Source organism: Roseateles violae (assembly GCF_030410485.1).
Classification (GTDB): Bacteria; Pseudomonadota; Gammaproteobacteria; order Burkholderiales; family Burkholderiaceae_C; genus Roseateles_D; species Roseateles_D violae.
On sequence record NZ_JAUHHC010000002.1, the window covers coordinates 688,703 to 709,143 of the forward strand.

Sequence of the window (20,441 nt, forward strand, 5' to 3'; positions counted from 1 at the left end):
TCAGATGAAATATCGGAACTTCCTGCTCGATCTCGATGACACCCTGCTTGACTTCAGGGCCTCCGAGCAGCTTTCCTTCGTCCGCACCTTGTCCAGCTTCGGCATCGGCGCCGAGGTGGAACGCCTATTCATCGACTATCAGCGAGAGAACCTGTCGCTGTGGGCCGATTTCGAAAAGGGCTTGGTGACGAAGGACGCGCTCAAGGTCGAGCGCTTCCGACGCACCTTCGCCCTGCATGGCATCGAAGTCGACCCGTCGAAAGCCAGCGCGCTCTATCTCGATTGCCTTCCGCAGACCGTCGTGCTGGTCGACGGAGCGATCGAGTTCTGCGAGGCCCTGGCCGCGGTCGGTGAGGTCGGGATCATCACCAACGGCATCGAGCATGTGCAGGCCAGGCGGGTGGCGAGCTCCGGTTTCGCGGGTGCCCTGGCGTTCATCGCGACCTCCGAAGCCAGTGGCTACGCGAAGCCCGATTCGCGCTTCTTCGACTACTGCGCCAGCAAGTTCCGCTGCTTCGAAAAGGCGCAGACCGTCATCGTCGGAGATCGGCTCGATGCCGACATCCTGGGCGCCAACCAGTACGGCATCGACAGCTGCTGGCTCAACCCGGGGGATGCCGCCAACGCCTCGGCCGCGGTACCGACCTATGTAGCCGCCAGCTTGCAGGAGGCGGCGATGCGACTCGGCGTCCAATCCTGAGGCAGCGCAGGCTGCGAGGCCGCAGCCGATGTGGTCGGCTCGGGTAGCGGCCCGGCCGCCGGTCGGCGCACTAAAATCGCCCCTTTTTTGGCCGCGCCGGCAGCAGGCATCGGCTTTCCGCATGCAATCCGTCGCCAAGCCCTCCCTACCGCACCCGCCCGAGCCGCTGACGCTGCTGCTGGCGCAATGGGGCCTGGCAGCGGCTTCGCCGGCGCCGGCGACCGAGCGCCTGGGATCCTGCCTGGGGTGGGCGGATGCGATCGGCCTGTCCAAGGTGCTGGCCGCTGCTCCGGGCCGCGCCGCGTCCGATTCGGCCAGGCAGGAAGCCGTCCAACGGGCCCGGGCGGCGCTGGACAGGCTGCGGGCCGGCTCGGCGGACGCATCCGACCATGCCGAGCTGGCGGTCGATTCGTCCGAGCCCCTCATCGAGGAGTCGCTGCCGGCCGACAAGCTGGCGCCCTATCTGCAGCATTTCGTGCTGCAGCAACGCAGCCAGGCCTCGCGCATTCCGCCACTTCGGGACGAGATTCGCGCCTGCATGGAGCGGGCGGGCGGCGAACTCGCGCATATCGCCCAGCTGGACCAGTTCTTCGAACGAGCGATGGCCGAACCCGAGCGCGCAGCCCTTTCGCGTCTTGCAGATCTGCTCGCCAAGCGAGCGAAGCAGCACTACATCGGCAACCCCCGCCGCTGGCGATCGCAGCTCTGGTCGGATCTGCAGCGACTGCTACGCGCCGATCTGGATCAGAGACTTCAACCGGTGCTGGGCCTTGTCGAGGCCCTGAGCACGAGCAAATCCCCATGAATCGAACCCTGAAAGCCCTTTACCCCCTTGCCCTGGCCGCCGGCCTGGCGGGCATTGCCGGTGCGGCCCTGGCCGCCTCCCGTCATCACCCGGTGGCGCTGGCCATGACGCTGCTCATCGCGGGCTTCTTCGCCATCGGCGTGTGGGAGCTGACGGCGTTCCGGCGCGACAGCCGCGGACTGGTGGCCGCGGTGGAGGGCGATGTCGGCGACGATTGGATCGGCACCGTGCCGCTCGCGCTTCGCGCGGCGGTGCAGCAGCGGCTGGAAGGGCTGCGCGTCTTGCCGCCGGGCCTGACTCTCGCGCCGGCTCTTGCAGGCCTGCTGGTACTGCTGGGCATGCTGGGCACCTTCATCGGCCTGGTCATCACGCTGAGCAGCACGGCCAGCGCCCTGGGCGCCTCCGCGGACCTGGCCGCGCTGCGGGCTGCGCTCGGTGCGCCGGTTCAGGGCCTCGGTCTGGCCTTCAGCGCCAGCGTCGCCGGCGTCGCCGGCTCGGCGATGCTGGGTCTGATGCTTGCCCTGGCTCGTCGGGAGCGCGCGGCCGCGCTTGCTTCGCTGGACACGGCGCTGCTGAGCAAGCTGCGACCGCTGAGCGCCGCACATCGGCGCGAGATCGAACAGCAGGCGCTGCACACGGCAGCGGCCGAGCAGGCGCGCAGCCATCAGCTCGAGCTGCTCAGCCAGCTGCAGCAGTTCTCCGAACGGATTGCTGACCAGATCTCGGCGCAGAACACCGCCTTCCACAGCGAAACGAGCAAGGCCTATGCCGCCCTGGCGGCCAGCGTGGACGCCACGCTGCGCGGCAGCCTGGCCGATGCGGCGCGCGCGGCCGGGGCCGCCATCGGGCCGGCCGCCGAGGCGGCCATGGCCGGCATCGCGCGCGAGGCCGCTGCCTTGCACGAGCGCGTGGGTTCGCAGGTCGCCGCGCAGCTCGGTTCGCTGAGCAGCAGCTTCGAGGCCGGCGCAGAACGGATCGCGCGGCAGCAGGAGGCTGCGGCTGTGGCCCAGACTGCGGGGCTGAATCAGCAGCGGGAGATGGCGCTGCAATGGCTCAGCGACAGCGGTGCTGCCGCGCAACGCGCCGCCGAACTCCAGGGCCAGCGCTGGTCTGCGGATTCCCAGGCCTTGCTCACCGCCTTGGACGCCATGGCCAAACGCCATCTGGCCGCCCAGCTTCAGGAGGCGCAGGAGAGAGAGGCCAGGCAGCAGGCGCAGCTCGAGGCGTTTGCCGAGCAGCGCAAAGCCGCCCAGCAGATCGTCGCGCAAACGGCCGAGCAGTTCGTGGCACAGACCCAGGCCCTGCTGGACCGCGTCTCCGACGCGCATGCAAGGCAGCTCGCCGTGCTGGGCGAACAGCAGGCACAGCGGCGCATCGAGGCCCAGGCCGATGCCGATGCGCTGCGCACGCAGCGCGAGGCGATCGAACAAGTGCTGGCCACCCAGCGTGAGGAGGCACATCAGCTGCTGATCGGCAGCGGCGAACGCGCCCAGGCCGCTCTGGCCGACATGACGGCCCTGCTTGCCCAGCAGTCCCAGGCCGCGGTCTCGGTCTTCGCCGATGCGTTCTCGAAGCTGCAAGCCGGCCAGGAGGCCCGCGATGCCCAGCGACTCGAGGCCTGGCGTGCGGTGCTGGAGGCCGCCGGCGCCGCGCAGCTGGAGCAGCAGGGTCGGATGGCGGACAGCCTGCTGAGCAAGACCCGCGAGCTGGTGACTCAGGCGGAAGGCCACTCCCAGCGCACGCTGGCCGAGGCCGGTGCCCTGATGCAGGCCGCGGGCGAAGCCCCTCGCGCGGCCGTCGAGGTGGTATCCGCCCTGCGCGAGCAGCTGGCGCAAAGCCAGGCGCAGGACAGGGCCGCACTGGCGGAACGGGCCGAGCTGATGCAGACGGTGTCCACGCTGCTGGCTTCCCTGCAGCAGGCCGCCGGCGAGCAGCGCGCAGCCATTGACGCGCTGGTGGGCCGCTCGGCGACCCAGCTCGAGGATCTGGGGCAGCGCTTCACCGCGCAGGCGGAGGCGACGGGCCAGGCGCTTTCCGAGGCGGCCTCGAACCTGGCCGTCGGCGCTGCCGATATCGCCAGCGTAGGCGAGGGTTTCAGCGAGGCGGTGAACCAGTTCCAGGGCGCCAACACGCAGCTGGTCCAGCACTTGGCTGCGCTGGAGGATCGTCTCTCCGCCGCCATGGCGCGCAGCGACGACCAGCTGGGCTACTACGTGGCGCAGGCGCGCGAGGTGATCGATCTGTGTCTGGGCTCTCAGAAGCAGGTGCTGGATGCGCTGCAGGGAGCCGCGGCGCATGGATGAACAGCTGGAGATCGAACAGGAAGGCGTCGGGGCACCGGCGTGGGCCGCGTTCGGCGACCTGATGGCCGGCGTCCTGGGGGCCTTCGTGCTGGTGCTGGCGGCCGCCCTGGTGGGCCAGCTCGATCTTGCCACGCAGTTGCAGGCGGAGGTGCAACAGCGCCTGGCCGAACAGGCGCGGCGGGAGGCCTTGGAGCGCGCGCTGGCCGGCCCGCTGGCGGACGGCCGCATCACCCTGGTGGAGGGCCGCATCGGCATCAACAGCGCGGTGCTCTTCGCCACCGGCTCCGACCAGTTGCACGCCGACGGTCGCGCCTTGCTGAAGGCCTTGGCTGCGCCGCTGAAAACCTATCTCGCCCAGCGCGACGAGATCTTGATGGTCAGCGGCTTCACCGACGACCGAGCCATGGTCGCGGGGATGCCGTTCGCCGACAACTGGCAGCTCTCCGCCCAGCGGGCATTGAACGTGACGCGCGCATTATTGGCCGACGGTCTGCCGCCCGATGCCGTGTTCTCCGCCGCATTCGGGTCGCAGCAGCCGGTCGCGTCGAACGACGATGCGGCCGGCCGCGCGCTGAATCGGCGCGTTGAAATCGCCCCGACGCCCCGGCCCAAGCGGGCGCTTGCCGCCTCTGCGCCGTGAGCACGATCGAGGATCCCCTTGCCTGGGCGGCCGCCCAGCAGCTCGACCCGGTGCGGCAGCGCATGCTCTTGGCGCTGGCCCGCCGCGCCGCGGCTCAGCCGCCCGGGCCGATGCGCGACAAGCTGCTTGCCAAGCTGCTGCAGCGTGCAGCGAGCAGGACGGCGGCAAAACCGGTGGAGCGCGTCGCCGCTCGCGCGAACCCGCTCGCCGCGCTGCGCTCCCTGCTCGATGATTCCGGCCAGGGCCTGCGCCAGCTTCGACTTCATCAAGGCACTTGGAGGCAGCTGCGCGTCGCCCGACGCCTTGCTGAATTGAGTGCCCCGGTCCCGCTTCATCTGGGCCCTTTGAACAGCCAGGTGCTCGCCACCCGTGCGCTCCAGCAGCTGCAGTCACTGGCGCCGGACTACCTGCATCGGTTTCTGGCACAGATGGATGCGATCGCGGCGCTGACGCCGGTGAATGCCAATACCGACATCGAGCGAGCTGCGCGGGCTCCGGGCAAGAAGGCTGCTGTCCGGCGCAAGTGATGCGTTCACAGGGCGTTACACCGGCAGCCGGCGAGTTGTTTAGGCTAGGCCGATGTTTGGATCACGCAAAGCCGTCACCTTCGACCCTTACCGCGGGCGCCGCAAGCGCAAGCTGCCCGTCTGGCTGCTGCTCTTGCTGCTGGGCTTCGCGCTCGGCATCGCCGCCGTCATCGCGGTCGAGCAGAAGCTATTGCCACCGCGGCTGAGCGCCGCCGAATCGCATGTCATCCGTGAGTCCTTCGCCAAAGCTGACGCAGATCGCACGCGCCTGCAGCAGGAGCGTGACAGCTTGCAACGGCAGGTCGAGAAGATCAGCGCCGAGACACAGCGACGCGATGCCGCGCTGAGCGCTGCGCAGAACGCGGCCCGACAGGCCCGGGCCGACCTGACGGTGCTGCTGGCGACGCTGCCCCCGGATCCGCGCGCGGCGCAGAATGCGGTCGAAATACGCGCCGGCCGCTTCCTGGCGCGCCGCGGAAGCCTGGACTACGAAATCGTGCTCACGCGCCGCCAGGCCTCCAAGCCGCTCGCCGGCGTGATGATGGTCGCCGTCGCCGGCACATCCAGCACCGGCAAGCCGACCACCCTGACGATGGAGCCGGTGAACCTGGCCGTCGAAGACCACGAGATCATCAGCGGCTCGATGCGTCTGCCGGAGGACTTCACGCCCCGCCAGACCACGGTGCAGGTGCTCGATCGGCCCGCGGGGCGCTCGCTCGGCATGCGGGTGCTGACCGTGGAAAGCACCAAGGCCTGAGCGGTTCGCGCCCTGCCGGGAGGGCGTCCACAGACGTCACAATCGAGGCATGCCGAATCTCAAATCCGTCATGCAGCGATGAGCATCGTCGTCTTCTGGATCGATGCCGGCGACACGGCCGCCATGCAGTCCTTCGAGGACGGGCAACTGCTCGATGCCTTGGCGCATGCCGAGCTAAAGCGGCGGCAGGGCTTGCGCCACATCACCATCTCGACCGAACTGGCCGGGAGCGTGGGATCGGCCGGCGTGGATGAGATCAAGGCCCGCAAGCTGCCGGACGGGTCGGACTACGACTGGTCCAAGGCACATCGCGGCAAAAGTCCGCCGCGCAAGCAGCGCTGAGCCTCCCGGCGCAAGCATCGACCTCGCTTCTTGCTGCGCGCCGCTTGCCGCCCGGTTCAGCGGCGCACGCCGCGCAGCAGGCGCAGGCCGTTGAAGACGACCAGCAGGCTGGCGCCCATATCGGCAAAGACGGCCATCCACATCGAGGCGTTGCCGAACACGGCCAGCACGAAGAACAGCGCCTTGATGCCCAGCGCCAGCGCGATGTTCTGCAGCAGGATCGCATGCGTGCGCCGGGACAGCCGGATCGTCTCGGGCAGCTTGCGCAGATCGTCGTCCATGATCAGCACATCGGCCGTTTCCTTGGCGGTGTCGGTGCTGGCGCCGCCCAGCGAGAAGCCCAGGCTCGCGGCGGCCAGGCTGGGCGCGTCGTTGACGCCGTCGCCGACCATGCCGACCGGCCCGGCCGCGCTCCAGCGCGCCACCAAGTCCTGCTTGTCCTGCGGCAGCAGGCCGGCATGGACCCGGGCTATGCCCAGCGGCGCGGCGATCGCGCGGGCGGTGGCCTCGTTGTCGCCGCTGAGCATGGCCGTCGCCATGCCCAGCGCGCGCAGCTCGGCCAGCGCGGCGGCGCTGCTGGCGCGCGCGCTGTCGGCGACGGCAAACAGCGCCAGCGGCCCGCTTGCATCGGCCAGCACCGAGACGGTCCGGCCCTGCGCCTCCTGTGCCTGCAGCAGCGCCGCCACAGTCGGCGTGCACAGGCCGCGTTCTTGCAGCCAGCGATGGTTGGCGAGCAGGAATTCGCCGCCGGCGATGCGGCCACGCAGGCCGCGGCCCGGCTCGGCCACCAAGTCCTCGACCGGCAGCAGCGCCGCGGCCAGCCCGGCCGCCAGCGCCTTCGAGACCGGGTGATCCGAGCGCGAAGCCAGGCTCTGCGCGCGGCCGAGGATCCAGTCCGGCGGCTGCGCGCTGCTCAGCAACTGCTGGGCCACCAGCTTGGGCCGGCCTTCGGTCAGGGTGCCGGTCTTGTCCAGCGCGATCAGCCGCAGCCGGCGCGCCTGTTCCAGATGGACGCCCCCCTTGATCAGGATGCCGCGCCGGGCGGCGGCGGCCAGGCCGCTGACGATGGTCACCGGTGTCGAGATCACCAGCGCGCAGGGGCAGGCGATCACCAGCAGCACCAGCGCCTTGTAGACGGCCTGCGACCAGGCCCAGCCGACCAGCAAGGGCATGCCCAATGCCACGCCCAGCGCCAGCACGAACACGGCCGGCGTGTAGATGGCGGCGAAGCGGTCGACGAAGCGCTGCGTCGGCGCGCGCCGGCTCTGCGCCTCCTCGACCGCCTGGATGAGGCGGGCCAGCACGCTGTCCGAGGCCGGCCGCGTGACCTCGAACTCGAGCGCGCCGCTCTGGTTGATGCTGCCGGCATAGACCTCGTCGCCGGGCTGCTTGTCGACCGGCAGGCTTTCGCCGGTGACCGGCGACTGGTCGACGGCGCCGCGGCCGGCGCTGACGCGGCCGTCGAGCGCGAAGCGTTCGCCCGGCTTGACGCGCACCCGGCTGCCGACGGCAATCGTGCCGGCCTCGCGCAAGGCCCAGGACCCGTCGGCCAGGCGCAGCTCGGCCTGCGGCGGCGACAGCGCCAGCAGTCCGGCGATCGCATCGCGCGCCCGCTCGACCGAGCGCGCCTCGATCAGCTCGGCCAGCGCATACAGCGCCATCACCATTGCCGCCTCCGGCCACTGGCCGATCAGGAAGGCGCCGCTGACGGCCACGCTCATCAGCGCATTGATGTTCAGCTGCCCGCGCCGCAGCGCGCTCAGGCCCTTGCGGAACACCGCCAGGCCCGACAGCGCGATCGCGCCGGCGGCCACGGCCATGCCCAGCAGCTGCCAGGCCAGCAGCGGCGGCGCGAGGAAGTGGATCAGTTCGGCGCCCAGCGCGACGGCCAGCGCGGCAAGCAGGCGCCACAGCTCGGCTCGGCGGGCGCGCGCCCGGTCCTCGGCCGGCGGCCTCGCGGCGATGCGCTGCGCCTCGAAGCCGGCCGCCGCGATCGCCGCGGCGATCTCGTCCCAGCTCTGCACCGGCGCGTCGATGCCCAAGGTCCGGCCGGCCAGATCGAAGCGCAGGCGCCGCACGCTGGCAAAGCGCTCCAGCGCGCGGCGGATCTGGCCTTCCTCGACCGCGCAGTCCATGGCCGGGATGTGCAGCAGCAGCGGCAGCGGATCGCCGGCCTCGCGGGTGGGGGGCCGGGCCGGCGCCTGCTGCTTGGCGTGGGGATCGTGCTCGTGCTCATGCTCGTGCGCGCAGCAGCCGCCGGTGGGCGCGGCGGCTTGGCCGGCTATGGGGGGAAGGGCATTTCTGTTCATCAGCCGGCATTTGAAACCCTGGAGTGGCTCCAGAGTCAAGCCGGCCGTGGTCGCGGCGACAACGGTGCTCTGCAGCTGCCGCAAGACCCGACCGGAGCGAGCCCGCGCCGGGCCATCTGCTAAGCTGCCCGCCGAGATGATGATCCGCAAAGTCCATCGCCTGCTGCTCCTGCTGCTGCTGATCGTGCTGCTGCCGATCCGCGGCGTGATTGCGGCCGCGATGCCCTGCCAGCCGCTGCCGGTCGAGACGACGGCGCCGGCGCAGGCGGCCGTTCATCACTGCGAGGAGATGCCGGCCGCCGATCGGGCGCAGGACGATGCATCCGCCCAGGGCGAGCCCTGTCCGCTGTGCGCGGCCTTCTGCTCGATGACGTCGATGCCGACGGCCGGCCTGCAGCTGGCGCCGCCGCTGCTGGCCAGCACGGCGCGCTTTGCCGAGCCGCTCGCCAAGGCGCCCAGCTTCCTGTCCGACGGGCAGGAACGCCCACCCCGAACGATCTGACCCCGCCAGGCCTGCTCGCACAGGCCGACAGGGACTCGTGCGCCTGCGTGGCGCATGAGGCGATGCCCGGGCGTCCGCCCGGGCGCTCCGCAAGCGTGGTTGCACCCGTGAAAATCCATCCATTCAGAATCAGCGCGGCCGCCCCGGTCGCCGCGGTCACCTTCCTGCTCGCCGGCTGCGCGAGCTTCTCGCCGGACGGCGGCTTCGAGGCGGTCGAGCGGCTCAGCCGCGAGCGCATCGGCCACACGCCCACTTACCAGCGCACGGCCGAGCAAGGTGTGGCCGCCGGCACGCGCGTGGCCGAGCTGCTGGCCCGCCCGCTGAGCGCCGACGGCGCGGTGGAGATCGCGCTGCTGAACCAGCGCGAGCTGCAGGCCGCCTATGCGGAGCTGGGCATTGCCGAGGCCGATCTGGTGCGCGCCGCGCGGCCGGCCAATCCGACCCTCAGCTTCGGCCGGCTCACCGGATCCGGCGGCGTCGAGATCGAGCGCGCACTGCTGTTCGACGTGCTGGGCCTGTTCACCCTGCCGCTGGCCACCGAGCTGGGCCAGCAGCGCCTGCAGCAGGCGCAGCTGCAGGCCGCCTACGAGACGGTCGGCGTCGCCACCGAGGCGCGCAAGGCCTTTTTCGAGGCGCTGGCCGCGCAGCAGCTGCTCGGCTACTACGGCCAGGTCCAGCAGGCCGCCGGGGCCTCCAGCGAGCTGGCTCGGCGCATGCAGGCGGCCGGCAATTTCAATGCGCTGGCCCAGCTGCGCGAGCAGGCCTTCCACGCCGACGCGACGCTGAACCTGGCCCGCGCACAGCAGCGCGCGCTGGCCGCGCGCGAGCGGCTGGTGCGGGCGCTGGGCCTGAGCGAGGTGCAGCTCGGCTTCACGCTGCCCGAGCGCCTGCCCGAGCTGCCGGCGGCGCCGGCCGCACCGCAGGCGACCGAGCAGGCGGCGCTGGACCGGCGCCTGGACCTGCTGATGGCGCGGCGCTCGACCGAGGCGACCGCGCAGGCGCTGGGCCTGACAAAGGCGACCCGCTTCATCAACGTGCTGCAGCTGGGCTACCAGAACAAGAGCGAGAGCGGGGCCGCCCGCAGCAATGGCTACCAGGTCGAACTCGAGCTGCCGCTGTTCGATTTCGGCAGCGCGCGGCTGGCGCGCGCCGAGGCGGTCTACATGCAGTCGCTGCACCGCACCGCCGCCGTCGCGGCGCGGGCCGGCTCGGAGACGCGCGAGGCCCATGCGGCCTACCGCAGCGCCTATGAGCTGGCGCGGCAGTACCGCGACGAGATCGTGCCGCTGCGCAAGCGCATCTCGGAGGAAAACCTGCTGCGCTACAACGGCATGCTGGCCAGCGTCTTCGATCTGCTGGCCGATGCGCGCGAGCAGATCGCCGGCGTCGTCGGGGCCGTGGAGGCGCAACGTGACTTCTGGATCGCCGAGACCGAGTTGCAGGCGACCCTGGCCGGCCGCGCAGCGTCGGGCGCCGGCCCGGCCCCGGCGGCGATCGCCACCGGCCCCGCGGCCGCGCATTGAGGATGCAGGAAACATGACGACAAGCAATCGCAGAAGCTTTTTCAAGACCGCCGGCGCCAGCCTGATCGGCGCCGCGGCCGTCGGCCGGGCCGGCGCCGCGCTGCTGCCCGAGGCGCCGCTGCGCAGCTCGGCCGAGACCCTGCCGCCGCCGGCGCCACCGGACGGCCGCCCCTTCCAGCCGCTGGTGACCTTGAACGGCTGGTCCTTGCCCTGGCGCACCAAGAACGGGGTGAAGGAATTCCATTTGGTCGCCGAGCCGGTGTTGCGCGAGATCGCGCCGGGCATGCAGGCGCGGCTGTGGGGCTATAACGGCAGCAGCCCGGGGCCGACGATCGAGGCGGTGGAGGGCGACCGCATTCGCATCTTCGTCAGCAACAAGCTGCCCGAGGTCACCAGCGTGCACTGGCACGGCCTGCGCGTGCCCTCGGGCATGGACGGCGTCACCGGCCTGACCCAGCCGCCGATCGGCGTCGGCAAGACCTTTGTGTACGAGTTCCAGCTGCAGCGGCCCGGCACCTTCATGTACCACCCGCATGCGGACGAGATGGTGCAGATGGCGATGGGCATGATGGGCCTGTTCATCGTGCATCCGAAGGACCGCCGGCAGTTCAAGGTCGACCGCGACTACGGCTTCATCCTGAATGCCTACGACATCGAGCCCGGCAGCGCGACGCCGCGCGTCAACACCATGCTGGACTTCAACCTCTGGACCTGGAACAGCCGCGCCTTCCCCGGCATCGCGCCGCTGGTCGCGCGCAGCGGCGAGCGGGTGCGCATCCGGATCGGCAATCTGACCATGACCAACCACCCGATCCATATGCACGGCCCGCATTTCGAGGTGACGGGCACCGATGGCGGCTGGGTGCCCAAGAGCGCGCGCTGGCCCGAGGTGACGAGCGATATCGGCGTCGGCCAGATGCGCGCGATCGAGTTCGACGCGCTGGCCGGCGACTGGGCCATCCACTGTCACAAATCGCACCACACGATGAACGCGATGGGCCATGGCCTGCCGACGATGATAGGCGTCGAGCAGCGCGACCTGGCGCGCAAGATCGCCGATCTGGTGCCGGACTACATGGCCATGGGCGAGCGCGGCATGCACGAGATGACCGAGATGGAAATGCCGCTGCCGGCCAACACCTTGCCGATGATGACCGGCCAGGGGCCCTTCGGCGCGATCGGCATGGGCGGCATGTTCAGCGTCGTCAAGGTGCGCGACGACATCCGCCCCGGCGACTATGCCGACCCGGGCTGGTACGCCCATCCGGCCGGCACGCTGGCCTCCGAATACACGGCCGATCTGCCCGAGCCGCCGCGCGCCGCCGCTGCTGCGGTCCAGGGCCCCGCGCTGCAGGTGCGCAAGCCGGGCGGCCACAAGGACCACTCCGGCCACTGAAGGAATTGACCATCATGATGACAAGAACTTGTATCGCCGGCCTGCTCGCACTGACGCTGCTCGGCACGGCGGCCGCCCAGTCCCCGCGTGCGAGCGCTGCCTCTCAGTCCGCCACGCGGCCGATGGCCGAGGGCGAGGTCCGCAAGATCGACCGCGCGCAGGGCAAGCTGACCCTGCGCCACGGCCGCATCGAGAACCTCGATATGGACGGCATGACCATGGTGTTCCGGCTTGCCGAGCCGAAGCTGCTGGACGGCTTGAAGGAGGGCGACCGGGTCCGCTTCGCCGCCGAGCGCATAGCCGGCGCGGTCACGGTGACGGCGATCGAAGCGGCTCCCTGAGGGCTTTTAGATGGCCGCCTCCAGCAACTGCGCCTGGATCAGCAGCATGCGCCGCCGCTCCTCGGGCAGGGCCGGGTCCAGGCTTGCGGTCAGGGCGGCCGACCAATGCTGCGCGCCGGCGATGCCGTCGAAGACCGGGATGCCGGCCTCGCGGCGGATCAGCTGCAGCAGCGCCTCGGACATGCCCTGGCATTCGATCGCGTCGTAGAGCCGGCCCAGCAGGCGGGCGGTCTCGGCGACCGCCGGCGCCGGGCTGCTCTCGGACAGCGCGGCGCGCACATGGGCGACCTTGGCGCCCAGCCCGGCGGCGGCGGCGCTGAACAGCCGCGCCTCGCGCGAATCGGCGGCGGCGCTGACCAGGCCGATGTTCTTGCCCTTCAACGCGCCGGCCAGCGCCGGCTGCCGTGCGGCCAGCGCCTCGGCGCGGGCCAGCAGGGCGGCCGGGGCGAGCGGGCGTCCGAAGGGCTGGAGGGCAATGTCCATCAGGGTCGAAAAATCCTTGGCGCGAGCTTAGCGAGCGCCCGGGTCCGGGACTTGATCGGCGTCAAGGCGGCGCCTGCCACTTCGGTGTTACCGAGGGTTCACCCGCTGTTACGCAACGTCGCCGAGCATTGCATCGTCGCTTGCAGCCGGCGCCGACGATGGCTTCCAACACGAGACAGCCCGGAGGAAGCCACCATGTATGCCAGCACCATCGCCCCCACGCCCGCGCCACGCAGCGGCTGGATCGAAGCGCCTGCCATCGCACAGGCGCCGGATGCGCCGCAGCAGTTCAGCCGCCGCATCGCCGCCACCCTGAAGCTGCTGGCCGAGAAGCTGGCCGTGCAGCGGCGCGTCGTCCACACCGGCGACCGCATCTACCAGGCGGGCCGCGAGTTCGGCTGCCTCTACATCGTCAACTCGGGCATCTACAAGATCGTCAGCCTGATGCCGGACGGCCGCGAGCAGGTCGTCGCGCTGAAGTTCCGCGGCGACTGGCTCGGCCTGGACGGCATCGCCGCCGGCCGCTACGGCAGCGACGCGATCGCGATGGACACCGGCGAGGTCTGGGCGATTCCCTACGAGGCCTTGCTGGAGGCCTGCCTGAAGGAGCGCCAGCTCCTGAACGCGCTGCACGAGGCGATGAGCCGCGACATCGCCGGCGAGCGCGATTCGCTGCTCTCGGTCTGCACGCTGCCGGCCGATGCGCGGGTCGCCGACTTCCTGCGCTACTGGGCCGAATCGCTGGCCAAGCGCGGCATGCGCACCGACCAGATCACCCTGCGCATGACCCGCGCCGAGATCGGCAACTACCTGGGCCTGACCCTGGAATCGGTCAGCCGTGCGCTGTCCAAGCTGGCGCGCGCCCGGGTGATCGGCTTTGCGGCCAAGTGCCGGCGCGAGGTCGAGATTCCCGATGTCGAGGCCTTGAGCGCCTTCGTGCAGCGCTCGCTGCTGCCGCAGGCCAGCCTGCAGTAAGGGCTGCGCCCAAGGCTACTGCGGGCGCAGCGCCAGCGCCCGCGCGATCGCGCCACGCAGCTCGTCGCGGCCATAGGGCTTGGGCAGCAGTTCCCAGGACGGCGGCGCCGCGCGGTCGGCATCGAGCAGATCGGCCGAGAAGCCCGACATCAGGAGCACGGCAATGGCCGGCAGGCGCTGCTGGACGATGGCCGCGAACTCGGTGCCGCGCATGCCGGCGCCCAGCGAGATATCGCTGAGCAGCAGGTCGAAGCGTGCCTCCGGCCCCAGCGCCGGCAGCGCCTCCTCGGCACTGCGAAAGGCGGTGGTGCGGCATTGCAGCGCATCCAGATAGGCGCACACGACCGCGCGCACCTCGGCATCGTCTTCGACCAGCAGCACCGACAGGCCGGCCGGGATCGCCGCCGCGGCCGCCGCCTCCTCGCGCGGCGTCGCCGCCACGCCAGCCCCGCGGGCGCTGGGGATGTACAGCGTCACCGTCGTGCCCTGGCCCGGCGCGCTGCTCAGCGCGACGCTGCCCTTGGACTGGCGCGCGAAGCCGTAGACGGTGCTCAAGCCCAGGCCGGTGCCGCGGCCGCTGTCCTTGGTGGTGAAGAAGGGCTCGAAGGCGCGTTCCTTGACCGCGTCGGACATGCCGGTGCCGCTGTCCGCGACGCTGATCGCCACGAAGGGGACCTCGGCCGCCGCGTCCTGGTCCAGTTCGCCGCGCAGCGCCTCGGGTAATGCGGGCAGGACCTCGGCGCTGAAGCGCAGGCGGCCGCCCTCGGGCATCGCATCGCGTGCATTGATGGCGATGTTGAGCAGCGCCGATTCGAGCTGGCCGGCATCGGCGCGCAGCGCGAAACGGCCCTCGGCGTGGACTTCGATCGCGATGCGCTGGTCCAGCGTGCGGCGCAGCAGATCGGCCAGCGATTCCAGCAGCGCGCCGGCATCGACCTCGGAGGGGTTCAGCACCTGCCGACGCGAGAAGGCCAGCAGCTTGCCGGTCAGCTCGGCGCCGCGCCGCGCCGCGCGCAGCGCCGCCGCCAGCAGGGCCTGCGATTGCGGGTCGGCATGGCCGGGGGTTTCCTCCAGCACCTGCAGATTGCCCTGGATCACGGTCAGCAGATTGTTGAAGTCGTGCGCGATGCCGCCGGTCAGCTGGCCGACGCTCTCCAGGCGCTGCGAATGGTTCAGCGCCTCCTCGGACTGGGCGCGCTGCAGGCTGGAGGCGAGCAGGTTGGACAGCGATTGCAGAAAGCGCGTCTCGTCCTCGCCGAAGCGCCCCGGCGTCGTCGCAAAGGCCCAGATCGCGCCGATCGGCCGGCCGCGGTCGAACACCGGCACGCCCAGGCCGCTGCGCAGGCCGGCGGCCCGGTAGGCGGCCGGGATGTCGAAGCGCTGCGCCTCGTCCAGGTCGGCGACGACGATAGGATGCCCTTCGGCCAGCACCTGGCCGGCAAAGGCAGCGGCCCGATCGGCGCTGGCCACGCCGTCGATGCCGGGCAGATCGCCGGCGCTGGCGGCCGGGCGCAGCTGCTGGCGGCCGTCCCGCAGCAGCCAGACGCTGGCCGCCGCCGCCTCGAGCGCCTCGACGGCGATGGCCGGCGCGCGCTGCAGCAGCACCTGCGGGTCGCGCGAGTCCACCGCGTCGCGGCCCACCAAGGCCAACAGCTCCGCATAGCGGGCGCGGCGCAAGGCCTGGCGCACGCGCGGATAGGCGCCGATATCGCGGATCGCCGCGACCACCAGCGGCAGGCCATGGCCTTGCAGCGGGCTCAGCGCGATCTCGACCATCACCTCGCTGCCGTCCTTGCGCCGCGCCACCAGATCGCTCTGCGTGCCCATGGGCCGCGCGCGCGGCGCCGCGTCATAGCTCTTGCGGTAGGCCGCATGGCGCGAGCGGATCGCGTCGGGCAGCAGCTGGTCGACGCTCATGCCGACCAGCTCCAGGCCGGTGTAGCCGAGCAGGGCCTCGGCCGCCTGGTTGGCCAGCACGATGGCACCGGCCGCGTCGACGACCAGCAGCGCGTCCGGATAAGCGGCGTGCAGCGAGCGGAAGATCGCCTGTTCGTCCAGGCCGGCCGTCGCCGGCGATGGGGTGGGGGCCGGCATGCCGCTTCAGCCGGTGCTGACCGGCGGCACGAAGATATAGCCGGCGCCGCGCACCGACTTGATCAGCTGCGGCTGCTCGGCGTCGATCTCGATCTTCTTGCGCAGGCGGCCGACCTGCACATCGATCGTGCGGTCGTAGGGCCCGGCCTCGCGGCCGCGCGTCTGCTCCAGCAGGAAGTCGCGCGACAGCACCCGGCCCGCGTGGCGCGCGAAGGTCAGCAACAGCTCGAACTCGCCGGTGGTCAGCGCCACCTCGCCCTGCGCGCCGAGCAGGCGGCGCGCCTGCGTGTCCAGCTGCCATTGCTCGAAGCGCAGGCGCGCGCTGGGTGCCTCGGCGCGCGGCGTCGGCGCTGCCTCCGGCTTGGCCGCGGCGCGGCGCAGCACCGCCTTGCAGCGCGCCAGCAATTCGCGCAGATCGAAGGGCTTGGTCACGTAGTCGTCCGCGCCGACCTCCAGGCCGACCACCTTGTCGATCGCGTCGCCGCGGCCGGTGACGATGACCAGGCCGCAGTTCCAATGCTCGCGCAGCTGCCGCGCCAGGCCGAAGCCGTCCTCGCCCGGCAGGCCCAGATCGAGCAGCACCAGCGCCGGCGTGTCGCGCGCCATCAGCTCCAGCAGCGCCGCGCCGCTGTGCAGCTGCGTCGTGCGGTAGCCATGGCCCTGCAGATAGTGGGCGAGCAGGGCGGTGATGTCGACCTCGTCGTCGAGGATGGCGATATGGGCAAGCGAACTCACGGCGGGCGCGGCGGGCGGTTGATGCGTCATCCGCATTCTGACATCGGACAGGCCTATGCCGGGGCAGGATCAGCGCGGCAGGCCCCGGTGGTCAGGCCCGGTTCAGAGCACGCGCGAGAAGCGGGTCGCTTGCTGCTGCCGCTGGGCCGCCTGCTGCAGATGGCGATCGAAGACCATCGCGATCGCGCGCACCAGGAACCAGCCGGCGGCCGTCAGCTGCACGCCGGCCGCGTCGATCTCCAGCAGGCCGGCCGCCGCCATTGCGCGCAGCCGCTCGAGCTCGGGCGCGAAATAGTCGTGGAAGCGCAGCGCATGCCGCGCCTCGATCGCGGCGAACTCGAGCCGGCCCTGGCACATCAGCGCCATGATCAGCTCGCGGCGCAGCCGGTCGTCGTCATCGAGCGCATGGCCGCGCTCGACCGGCAGCTGGCCGGCGTTCAGCGCCGCGTAGTACTCGGGCAGGGTCTTGGCGTTCTGGTAGTAGGCGGCGCCGATGCGGCCGATCGCCGACACGCCCAGCGCCACCAGATCGCAGTCAGGCTGCGTGCTGTAGCCCTGGAAGTTGCGCTGCAGCCGGCCTTCCTGCTTGGCGATCGCCAGCGCGTCCTCGGGCAGCGCGAAATGGTCCATGCCGATATAGCGGTAGCCGCGCGCCAGGAAGCCGCCGATCGCATCGCCGAGCATGGCGATGCGATCGGCCGGGCGGGGCAGGTCGGCGTCGGCGATGCGGCGCTGCGGCTTGAAGCGCTCGGGCAGATGGGCATAGGCGTAGAGCGCGATGCGGTCCGGCCGCAGCTGGCCGATCTGCGCGATCGTGCGCGCGAAGCTCTCGGCCGTCTGCCTGGGCAGGCCGTAGATCAGATCGGCGTTGATCGAGCGGTAGCCGAGCTCCCGCGCCGCCTGCATCAGCTCGCGCACGCTGTCGAAGGACTGCACGCGATGGACCGCGCGCTGCACCTCGGCATCGAAATCCTGCACGCCGAAGCTCAGGCGGTTGAAGCCCAGCGCGCGGAAGTGCGCCAGCCGCGCCGGCGTCACCGTGCGCGGATCGACCTCGATCGAGACCTCCGAATCGGCGGTGAAGCGAAAGGCCGCGGCCAGGCGGCCCATCAGCCGCGTCAGCTCGGCGTCGGACAGAAAGGTCGGCGAGCCGCCGCCAAAGTGCAGCTGCGAGACCGGCCGGCCGCCGCCGAGCCGCGCCAGCACCAGTTCGAGCTCGCGCTCCAGCGCAGCCAGGTAGTCGGCGGCGCGCTCGTGATGCTTGGTGATGATCTTGTTGCAGGCACAGTAGTAGCAGACCGATTCGCAAAAGGGGATGTGCAGGTACAGCGACAGCGGCGCGCTGCCGCCGCCGGCCATCGACAGGGCCTGGCCCGCCTCGGCCGCGCCGAAGCCGGCGGCGAAGCGGTCGGCCGTCGGGTAGGAGGTGTAGCGCGGGCCGGGCGTGTCGAAGCGGCGCAGCAGTTCGGGCGTCAGCGGCGGCGCTCCGGGCGGCCGGCCGTTCGGTGTCGGAGCAAGCATGGCCTATGGTGAGGCCGCCGGCGCCGCGGCGCCTTGCTCTGGATCAAGTGCCGCGCCGCCGGCTTCAGCCTAGATTCAGAGCAGCCAGTCGATCGGCAGGATGGACAGGAACTGGATGCCCACGCGGCGCAGCCAGCCGGTTTCGGGCTCGACGCTGAACTGCTGCTCGCCCTCGGGCCCGGCCTCGGTCCAGACGAGCGCATCGCCCTCGCCGGCCAGGCGCACCGTGTAGGCGATCCGCCGCAACTCCTGGTCGAACAGGCCGGACAAGCGCTGCGCCATGCCGGGGCTGTCGATCACCAGGCCCATCTCGGTGTTCAGCAGTGCCGAGCGCGGGTCGAAGTTGAAGGAGCCGACGAAGATGCGCTGGCGGTCGACGGCGAAGGTCTTGGCATGCAGGGCGGCCGAGGAGCCGTGGCTGTCCTTGGCCGCGCTGCTGCCCTTGTCGCCTTTCTTGCCGTTCAGCTGCGTCGGCTTGAACTCGTAGAGCTGGACGCCGGCGCGCAGCAGCGGCTCGCGCCATTTGGCATAGCCGGCGTGGACGGCGCCGACATCGGAGGCAGCCAGCGAGTTGGTCAGGATGCGCAGGCGCACGCCGCGGCCGGCCAGCGCGACCAGGCTCTCGGTGCCCGGCTTGCCCGGCACGAAGTAGGGCGAGACCAGATCCAGCTCGGTCTGCGGATGGCCGATCGTCGCCAGCAGCGCCGGCAGCAGCAGCTCCTCGCGCTGCGGCGTCTGGGCCAGCGTCTTGGCCGGATCGTCGTAGACCAGCTGGGCGCGTGTCCATTCGAGCGGCAGGCGCTCGCCGAGCAGGTCCTGCACCAGCCGGGTCGAGCGCAGCGCCTCGAGATAGCGGGTCGATTCCGGATCGGCGCGGGCCGCGGCGAACTCGGCGCGCAGGCCTTCGGCCGCGCCCTCGCCGGGCGAGCCGAGCAGGCTGGCGGCGGGATAGGCCGAGGCGCTGTTCCAGTAGTCGTCGAACTGCCGGGAGATCGCCGGCACGGCGGCACCGACGGCCAGCACGTCGAGGTCGGCGAACTCGGTCTGCTGGCCGGCGCCGAAGTACTCGTTGCCGATATTGCGGCCGCCGACGATGCTGGCCTGGTTGTCGGCGGTGAAGGACTTGTTGTGCATGCGCCGGTTGACGCGCGAGAAGTCGCTGACGAAGTTCAGCAGACGCAGCGAGCGCTGCGCGAAGGGGTTGTAGAGCCGCACCTCGATGTTCGGATGCGCGTCCAGCGCCGCGATGGTCGGATCGATGCCCCCGGTGTTGGCGTCGTCGAGCAGCAGGCGCACGCGCACGCCGCGCTCGGCCGCCTGCCACAGCGCCTCGAACAGCAGCTCGCCGGTCTGGTCGCGGTGCCAGATGTAGTACTGCACGTCCAGCGAGCGATCGGCGCTGGCGGCCAGCAGCACGCGCGCGGCAAAGGCGTCGTGCGGCTCGGCCAGCGCATGGATGCCGCTCTGGCCCGGATGGGCCGCGATGCCCGGGGCGATCGCGCGGCCCAGCCGCGTCTGGCCGGTGTCGCCCAGCGCATGGCTCTCGGCGCGGCCGTCCAGCGGCGGCAGGCTGGCGCAGCCGGCCAGCAGCAGTGCGGCGAGCCAGGTGAAGATCAGATCAAGGCAGGGGCGGCGCATCGGGGCGGCCCTCGCGCTCAGCGGGCGCGGCGCTGCGGCGACCGGAGGCGGTCGCTCAGACCAGCCCCTGCTTGCTGGCAAGCACGGCGGCCTCGGCGCGGCTCGACACATTGAGCTTCTTGTAGATGGACTTGATGTGGTCGTTGACGGTGAACCACTTGATGCCCATCAGGTTCGCGATCTCCTTGATCGTGAAACCCTTGCTGAGATAGGTCAGCACCTCGTTCTCGCGCGGCGTCAGCCGCTCCCATTCGGGCGGGGGGTCGAGCACCACGCCGCGTCCGGTGGCGAATTGGGCGGTGGTCGACAAGGCGCCGAAGCCCGAATGCAGCGGCATCGGCCCGCTGTCGCCGGTCGAGCCGGGGCGGAAATGCGAGAGCAGGCGGCGCGCGATCGCCGGCGACAGCGGCGGCTGGCCGCGCACGATGCGCTGCAGCTCCTCGACCAGCACCTCGAAGCGATCTTCCTTCAGCAGATAACCATCGGCCCCGCATTGCAGGGCCGGAAACAGGTGGTCGTCGTCGGAGTAGAGGGTGGTGACGATTTTCATCGCCGTCGAGCCGGCCAGTTCGGCCAGGAACTCCATGCCGTTGCCATCGGGCAGTTCCAGATCGACCAGGATCAGCTTGAAGCCGGCATCGGGCCCCAGATCGGCCAGCTTGGCGACCTGGCGGCGGGCGCCGTCGAGGTCACCGACCTCGGTGATCTCCAGGGCATCGCTGAAGCTCTCGCGCACGACTCGGCACAGAAAGCTTCTCGCAACCGGGTTGTCTTCGATGATCAGTACTTTGACGGCCATGGTGTGGGATCCCGCTTCGAACGCATCGTAGCGCACATCCGCGCGCTTCTG

At 71.0% G+C, this 20,441-nt stretch carries 19 protein-coding genes; 12 read left to right on the forward strand and 7 right to left on the reverse strand.

Annotation, left to right across the window (positions count from 1 at the left end):
* Positions 1-4 precede the first annotated feature (4 nt).
* The 7 genes from QWJ38_RS08675 to QWJ38_RS08705 all read left to right on the forward strand — a co-directional run bounded on the left by QWJ38_RS08675 (position 5) and on the right by QWJ38_RS08705 (position 6,074).
* Positions 5-700 (forward strand): YjjG family noncanonical pyrimidine nucleotidase, encoded by a 696-nt coding sequence (locus QWJ38_RS08675; protein ID WP_290358652.1) that lies wholly within the window; start codon positions 5-7, stop codon positions 698-700.
* 121 nt (positions 701-821) lie between these two features.
* Positions 822-1,505, forward strand: coding sequence for a DUF3348 family protein (locus QWJ38_RS08680; RefSeq protein ID WP_290358653.1), 684 nt, complete (start codon positions 822-824; stop codon positions 1,503-1,505).
* Positions 1,502-3,808 (forward strand): coiled-coil domain-containing protein, encoded by a 2,307-nt coding sequence (locus QWJ38_RS08685; RefSeq protein ID WP_290358654.1) that lies wholly within the window; start codon positions 1,502-1,504, stop codon positions 3,806-3,808. Before QWJ38_RS08680 ends, QWJ38_RS08685 begins: the two co-directional genes overlap by 4 nt.
* Positions 3,801-4,448, forward strand: a complete 648-nt coding sequence (locus QWJ38_RS08690) for an OmpA family protein (protein ID WP_290358655.1) — start codon at positions 3,801-3,803, stop codon at positions 4,446-4,448. The genes QWJ38_RS08685 and QWJ38_RS08690 overlap by 8 nt, the downstream gene beginning before the upstream one ends.
* Positions 4,445-4,975, forward strand: a complete 531-nt coding sequence (locus tag QWJ38_RS08695; RefSeq protein ID WP_290358656.1) for a DUF2894 domain-containing protein — start codon at positions 4,445-4,447, stop codon at positions 4,973-4,975. The genes QWJ38_RS08690 and QWJ38_RS08695 overlap by 4 nt, the downstream gene beginning before the upstream one ends.
* Positions 4,976-5,027: 52 nt before the next feature.
* Positions 5,028-5,732, forward strand: coding sequence for a hypothetical protein (locus QWJ38_RS08700; protein ID WP_290358657.1), 705 nt, complete (start codon positions 5,028-5,030; stop codon positions 5,730-5,732).
* 78 nt (positions 5,733-5,810) lie between these two features.
* Positions 5,811-6,074, forward strand: a complete 264-nt coding sequence (locus QWJ38_RS08705; RefSeq protein ID WP_290358658.1) for a hypothetical protein — start codon at positions 5,811-5,813, stop codon at positions 6,072-6,074.
* Between the two features lie 56 nt (positions 6,075-6,130).
* Here the strand turns inward: QWJ38_RS08705 and QWJ38_RS08710 are convergent, their stop codons facing one another.
* Positions 6,131-8,383, reverse strand: a complete 2,253-nt coding sequence (locus QWJ38_RS08710; protein WP_434063955.1) for a heavy metal translocating P-type ATPase — start codon at positions 8,381-8,383, stop codon at positions 6,131-6,133.
* A 136-nt stretch (positions 8,384-8,519) separates the two neighbouring features.
* Here QWJ38_RS08710 and QWJ38_RS08715 point away from each other — a divergent pair, with 136 nt between their 5' ends.
* The 4 genes from QWJ38_RS08715 to QWJ38_RS08730 all read left to right on the forward strand — a co-directional run bounded on the left by QWJ38_RS08715 (position 8,520) and on the right by QWJ38_RS08730 (position 12,145).
* A complete protein-coding gene (locus tag QWJ38_RS08715) occupies positions 8,520-8,885 on the forward strand; it encodes a hypothetical protein (protein ID WP_290358659.1) in 366 nt (121 codons plus the stop codon).
* A gap of 107 nt (positions 8,886-8,992) precedes the next feature.
* Positions 8,993-10,408, forward strand: coding sequence for a TolC family protein (locus tag QWJ38_RS08720; protein WP_290358660.1), 1,416 nt, complete (start codon positions 8,993-8,995; stop codon positions 10,406-10,408).
* A 13-nt stretch (positions 10,409-10,421) separates the two neighbouring features.
* Positions 10,422-11,804: a multicopper oxidase family protein gene (locus QWJ38_RS08725; RefSeq protein ID WP_290358661.1), complete on the forward strand. Its 1,383-nt coding sequence runs from the start codon at positions 10,422-10,424 to the stop codon at positions 11,802-11,804.
* A gap of 14 nt (positions 11,805-11,818) precedes the next feature.
* Complete coding sequence (locus QWJ38_RS08730; RefSeq protein WP_290358662.1) at positions 11,819-12,145, forward strand: copper-binding protein; 327 nt, start codon at positions 11,819-11,821, stop codon at positions 12,143-12,145.
* Between the two features lie 6 nt (positions 12,146-12,151).
* Here the strand turns inward: QWJ38_RS08730 and QWJ38_RS08735 are convergent, their stop codons facing one another.
* A complete protein-coding gene (locus tag QWJ38_RS08735) occupies positions 12,152-12,628 on the reverse strand; it encodes a Rossmann-fold NAD(P)-binding domain-containing protein (protein WP_290358663.1) in 477 nt (158 codons plus the stop codon).
* Between the two features lie 195 nt (positions 12,629-12,823).
* Here QWJ38_RS08735 and QWJ38_RS08740 point away from each other — a divergent pair, with 195 nt between their 5' ends.
* A complete protein-coding gene (locus QWJ38_RS08740) occupies positions 12,824-13,603 on the forward strand; it encodes a Crp/Fnr family transcriptional regulator (protein WP_290358664.1) in 780 nt (259 codons plus the stop codon).
* A gap of 15 nt (positions 13,604-13,618) precedes the next feature.
* Here QWJ38_RS08740 and QWJ38_RS08745 read toward each other — a convergent pair whose 3' ends face one another.
* The 5 genes from QWJ38_RS08745 to QWJ38_RS08765 all read right to left on the reverse strand — a co-directional run bounded on the left by QWJ38_RS08745 (position 13,619) and on the right by QWJ38_RS08765 (position 20,390).
* On the reverse strand, positions 13,619-15,697 hold the full coding sequence (locus QWJ38_RS08745) for a PAS domain S-box protein (RefSeq protein WP_290358665.1): 2,079 nt from the start codon (positions 15,695-15,697) through the stop codon (positions 13,619-13,621).
* A gap of 6 nt (positions 15,698-15,703) precedes the next feature.
* On the reverse strand, positions 15,704-16,462 hold the full coding sequence (locus tag QWJ38_RS08750) for a winged helix-turn-helix domain-containing protein (RefSeq protein WP_290358666.1): 759 nt from the start codon (positions 16,460-16,462) through the stop codon (positions 15,704-15,706).
* A 72-nt stretch (positions 16,463-16,534) separates the two neighbouring features.
* Positions 16,535-17,953, reverse strand: a complete 1,419-nt coding sequence (hemN, locus tag QWJ38_RS08755; RefSeq protein ID WP_290358667.1) for an oxygen-independent coproporphyrinogen III oxidase — start codon at positions 17,951-17,953, stop codon at positions 16,535-16,537.
* A gap of 75 nt (positions 17,954-18,028) precedes the next feature.
* A complete protein-coding gene (locus QWJ38_RS08760) occupies positions 18,029-19,591 on the reverse strand; it encodes a phospholipase D family protein (protein ID WP_290358668.1) in 1,563 nt (520 codons plus the stop codon).
* Positions 19,592-19,646: 55 nt separating this feature from the next.
* Entirely contained in the window at positions 19,647-20,390 is a 744-nt protein-coding gene (locus QWJ38_RS08765) for a LuxR C-terminal-related transcriptional regulator (protein WP_290358669.1), read from the reverse strand.
* Positions 20,391-20,441: the final 51 nt, after the last annotated feature.

Coding starts and splice junctions, on each gene's coding strand:
- QWJ38_RS08675 (WP_290358652.1), top strand. CDS start 5: ATGAAATATCGGAACTTCCTGCTCGATCTCGATGACACCCTGCTTGAC.
- QWJ38_RS08680 (WP_290358653.1), top strand. CDS start 822: ATGCAATCCGTCGCCAAGCCCTCCCTACCGCACCCGCCCGAGCCGCTG.
- QWJ38_RS08685 (WP_290358654.1), top strand. CDS start 1,502: ATGAATCGAACCCTGAAAGCCCTTTACCCCCTTGCCCTGGCCGCCGGC.
- QWJ38_RS08690 (WP_290358655.1), top strand. CDS start 3,801: ATGGATGAACAGCTGGAGATCGAACAGGAAGGCGTCGGGGCACCGGCG.
- QWJ38_RS08700 (WP_290358657.1), top strand. CDS start 5,028: ATGTTTGGATCACGCAAAGCCGTCACCTTCGACCCTTACCGCGGGCGC.
- QWJ38_RS08705 (WP_290358658.1), top strand. CDS start 5,811: ATGAGCATCGTCGTCTTCTGGATCGATGCCGGCGACACGGCCGCCATG.
- QWJ38_RS08710 (WP_434063955.1), bottom strand. CDS start 8,383: ATGAACAGAAATGCCCTTCCCCCCATAGCCGGCCAAGCCGCCGCGCCC.
- QWJ38_RS08715 (WP_290358659.1), top strand. CDS start 8,520: ATGATGATCCGCAAAGTCCATCGCCTGCTGCTCCTGCTGCTGCTGATC.
- QWJ38_RS08725 (WP_290358661.1), top strand. CDS start 10,422: ATGACGACAAGCAATCGCAGAAGCTTTTTCAAGACCGCCGGCGCCAGC.
- QWJ38_RS08730 (WP_290358662.1), top strand. CDS start 11,819: ATGATGACAAGAACTTGTATCGCCGGCCTGCTCGCACTGACGCTGCTC.
- QWJ38_RS08735 (WP_290358663.1), bottom strand. CDS start 12,628: ATGGACATTGCCCTCCAGCCCTTCGGACGCCCGCTCGCCCCGGCCGCC.
- QWJ38_RS08740 (WP_290358664.1), top strand. CDS start 12,824: ATGTATGCCAGCACCATCGCCCCCACGCCCGCGCCACGCAGCGGCTGG.
- QWJ38_RS08745 (WP_290358665.1), bottom strand. CDS start 15,697: ATGCCGGCCCCCACCCCATCGCCGGCGACGGCCGGCCTGGACGAACAG.
- QWJ38_RS08750 (WP_290358666.1), bottom strand. CDS start 16,462: ATGACGCATCAACCGCCCGCCGCGCCCGCCGTGAGTTCGCTTGCCCAT.
- hemN (WP_290358667.1), bottom strand. CDS start 17,953: ATGCTTGCTCCGACACCGAACGGCCGGCCGCCCGGAGCGCCGCCGCTG.
- QWJ38_RS08760 (WP_290358668.1), bottom strand. CDS start 19,591: ATGCGCCGCCCCTGCCTTGATCTGATCTTCACCTGGCTCGCCGCACTG.
- QWJ38_RS08765 (WP_290358669.1), bottom strand. CDS start 20,390: ATGGCCGTCAAAGTACTGATCATCGAAGACAACCCGGTTGCGAGAAGC.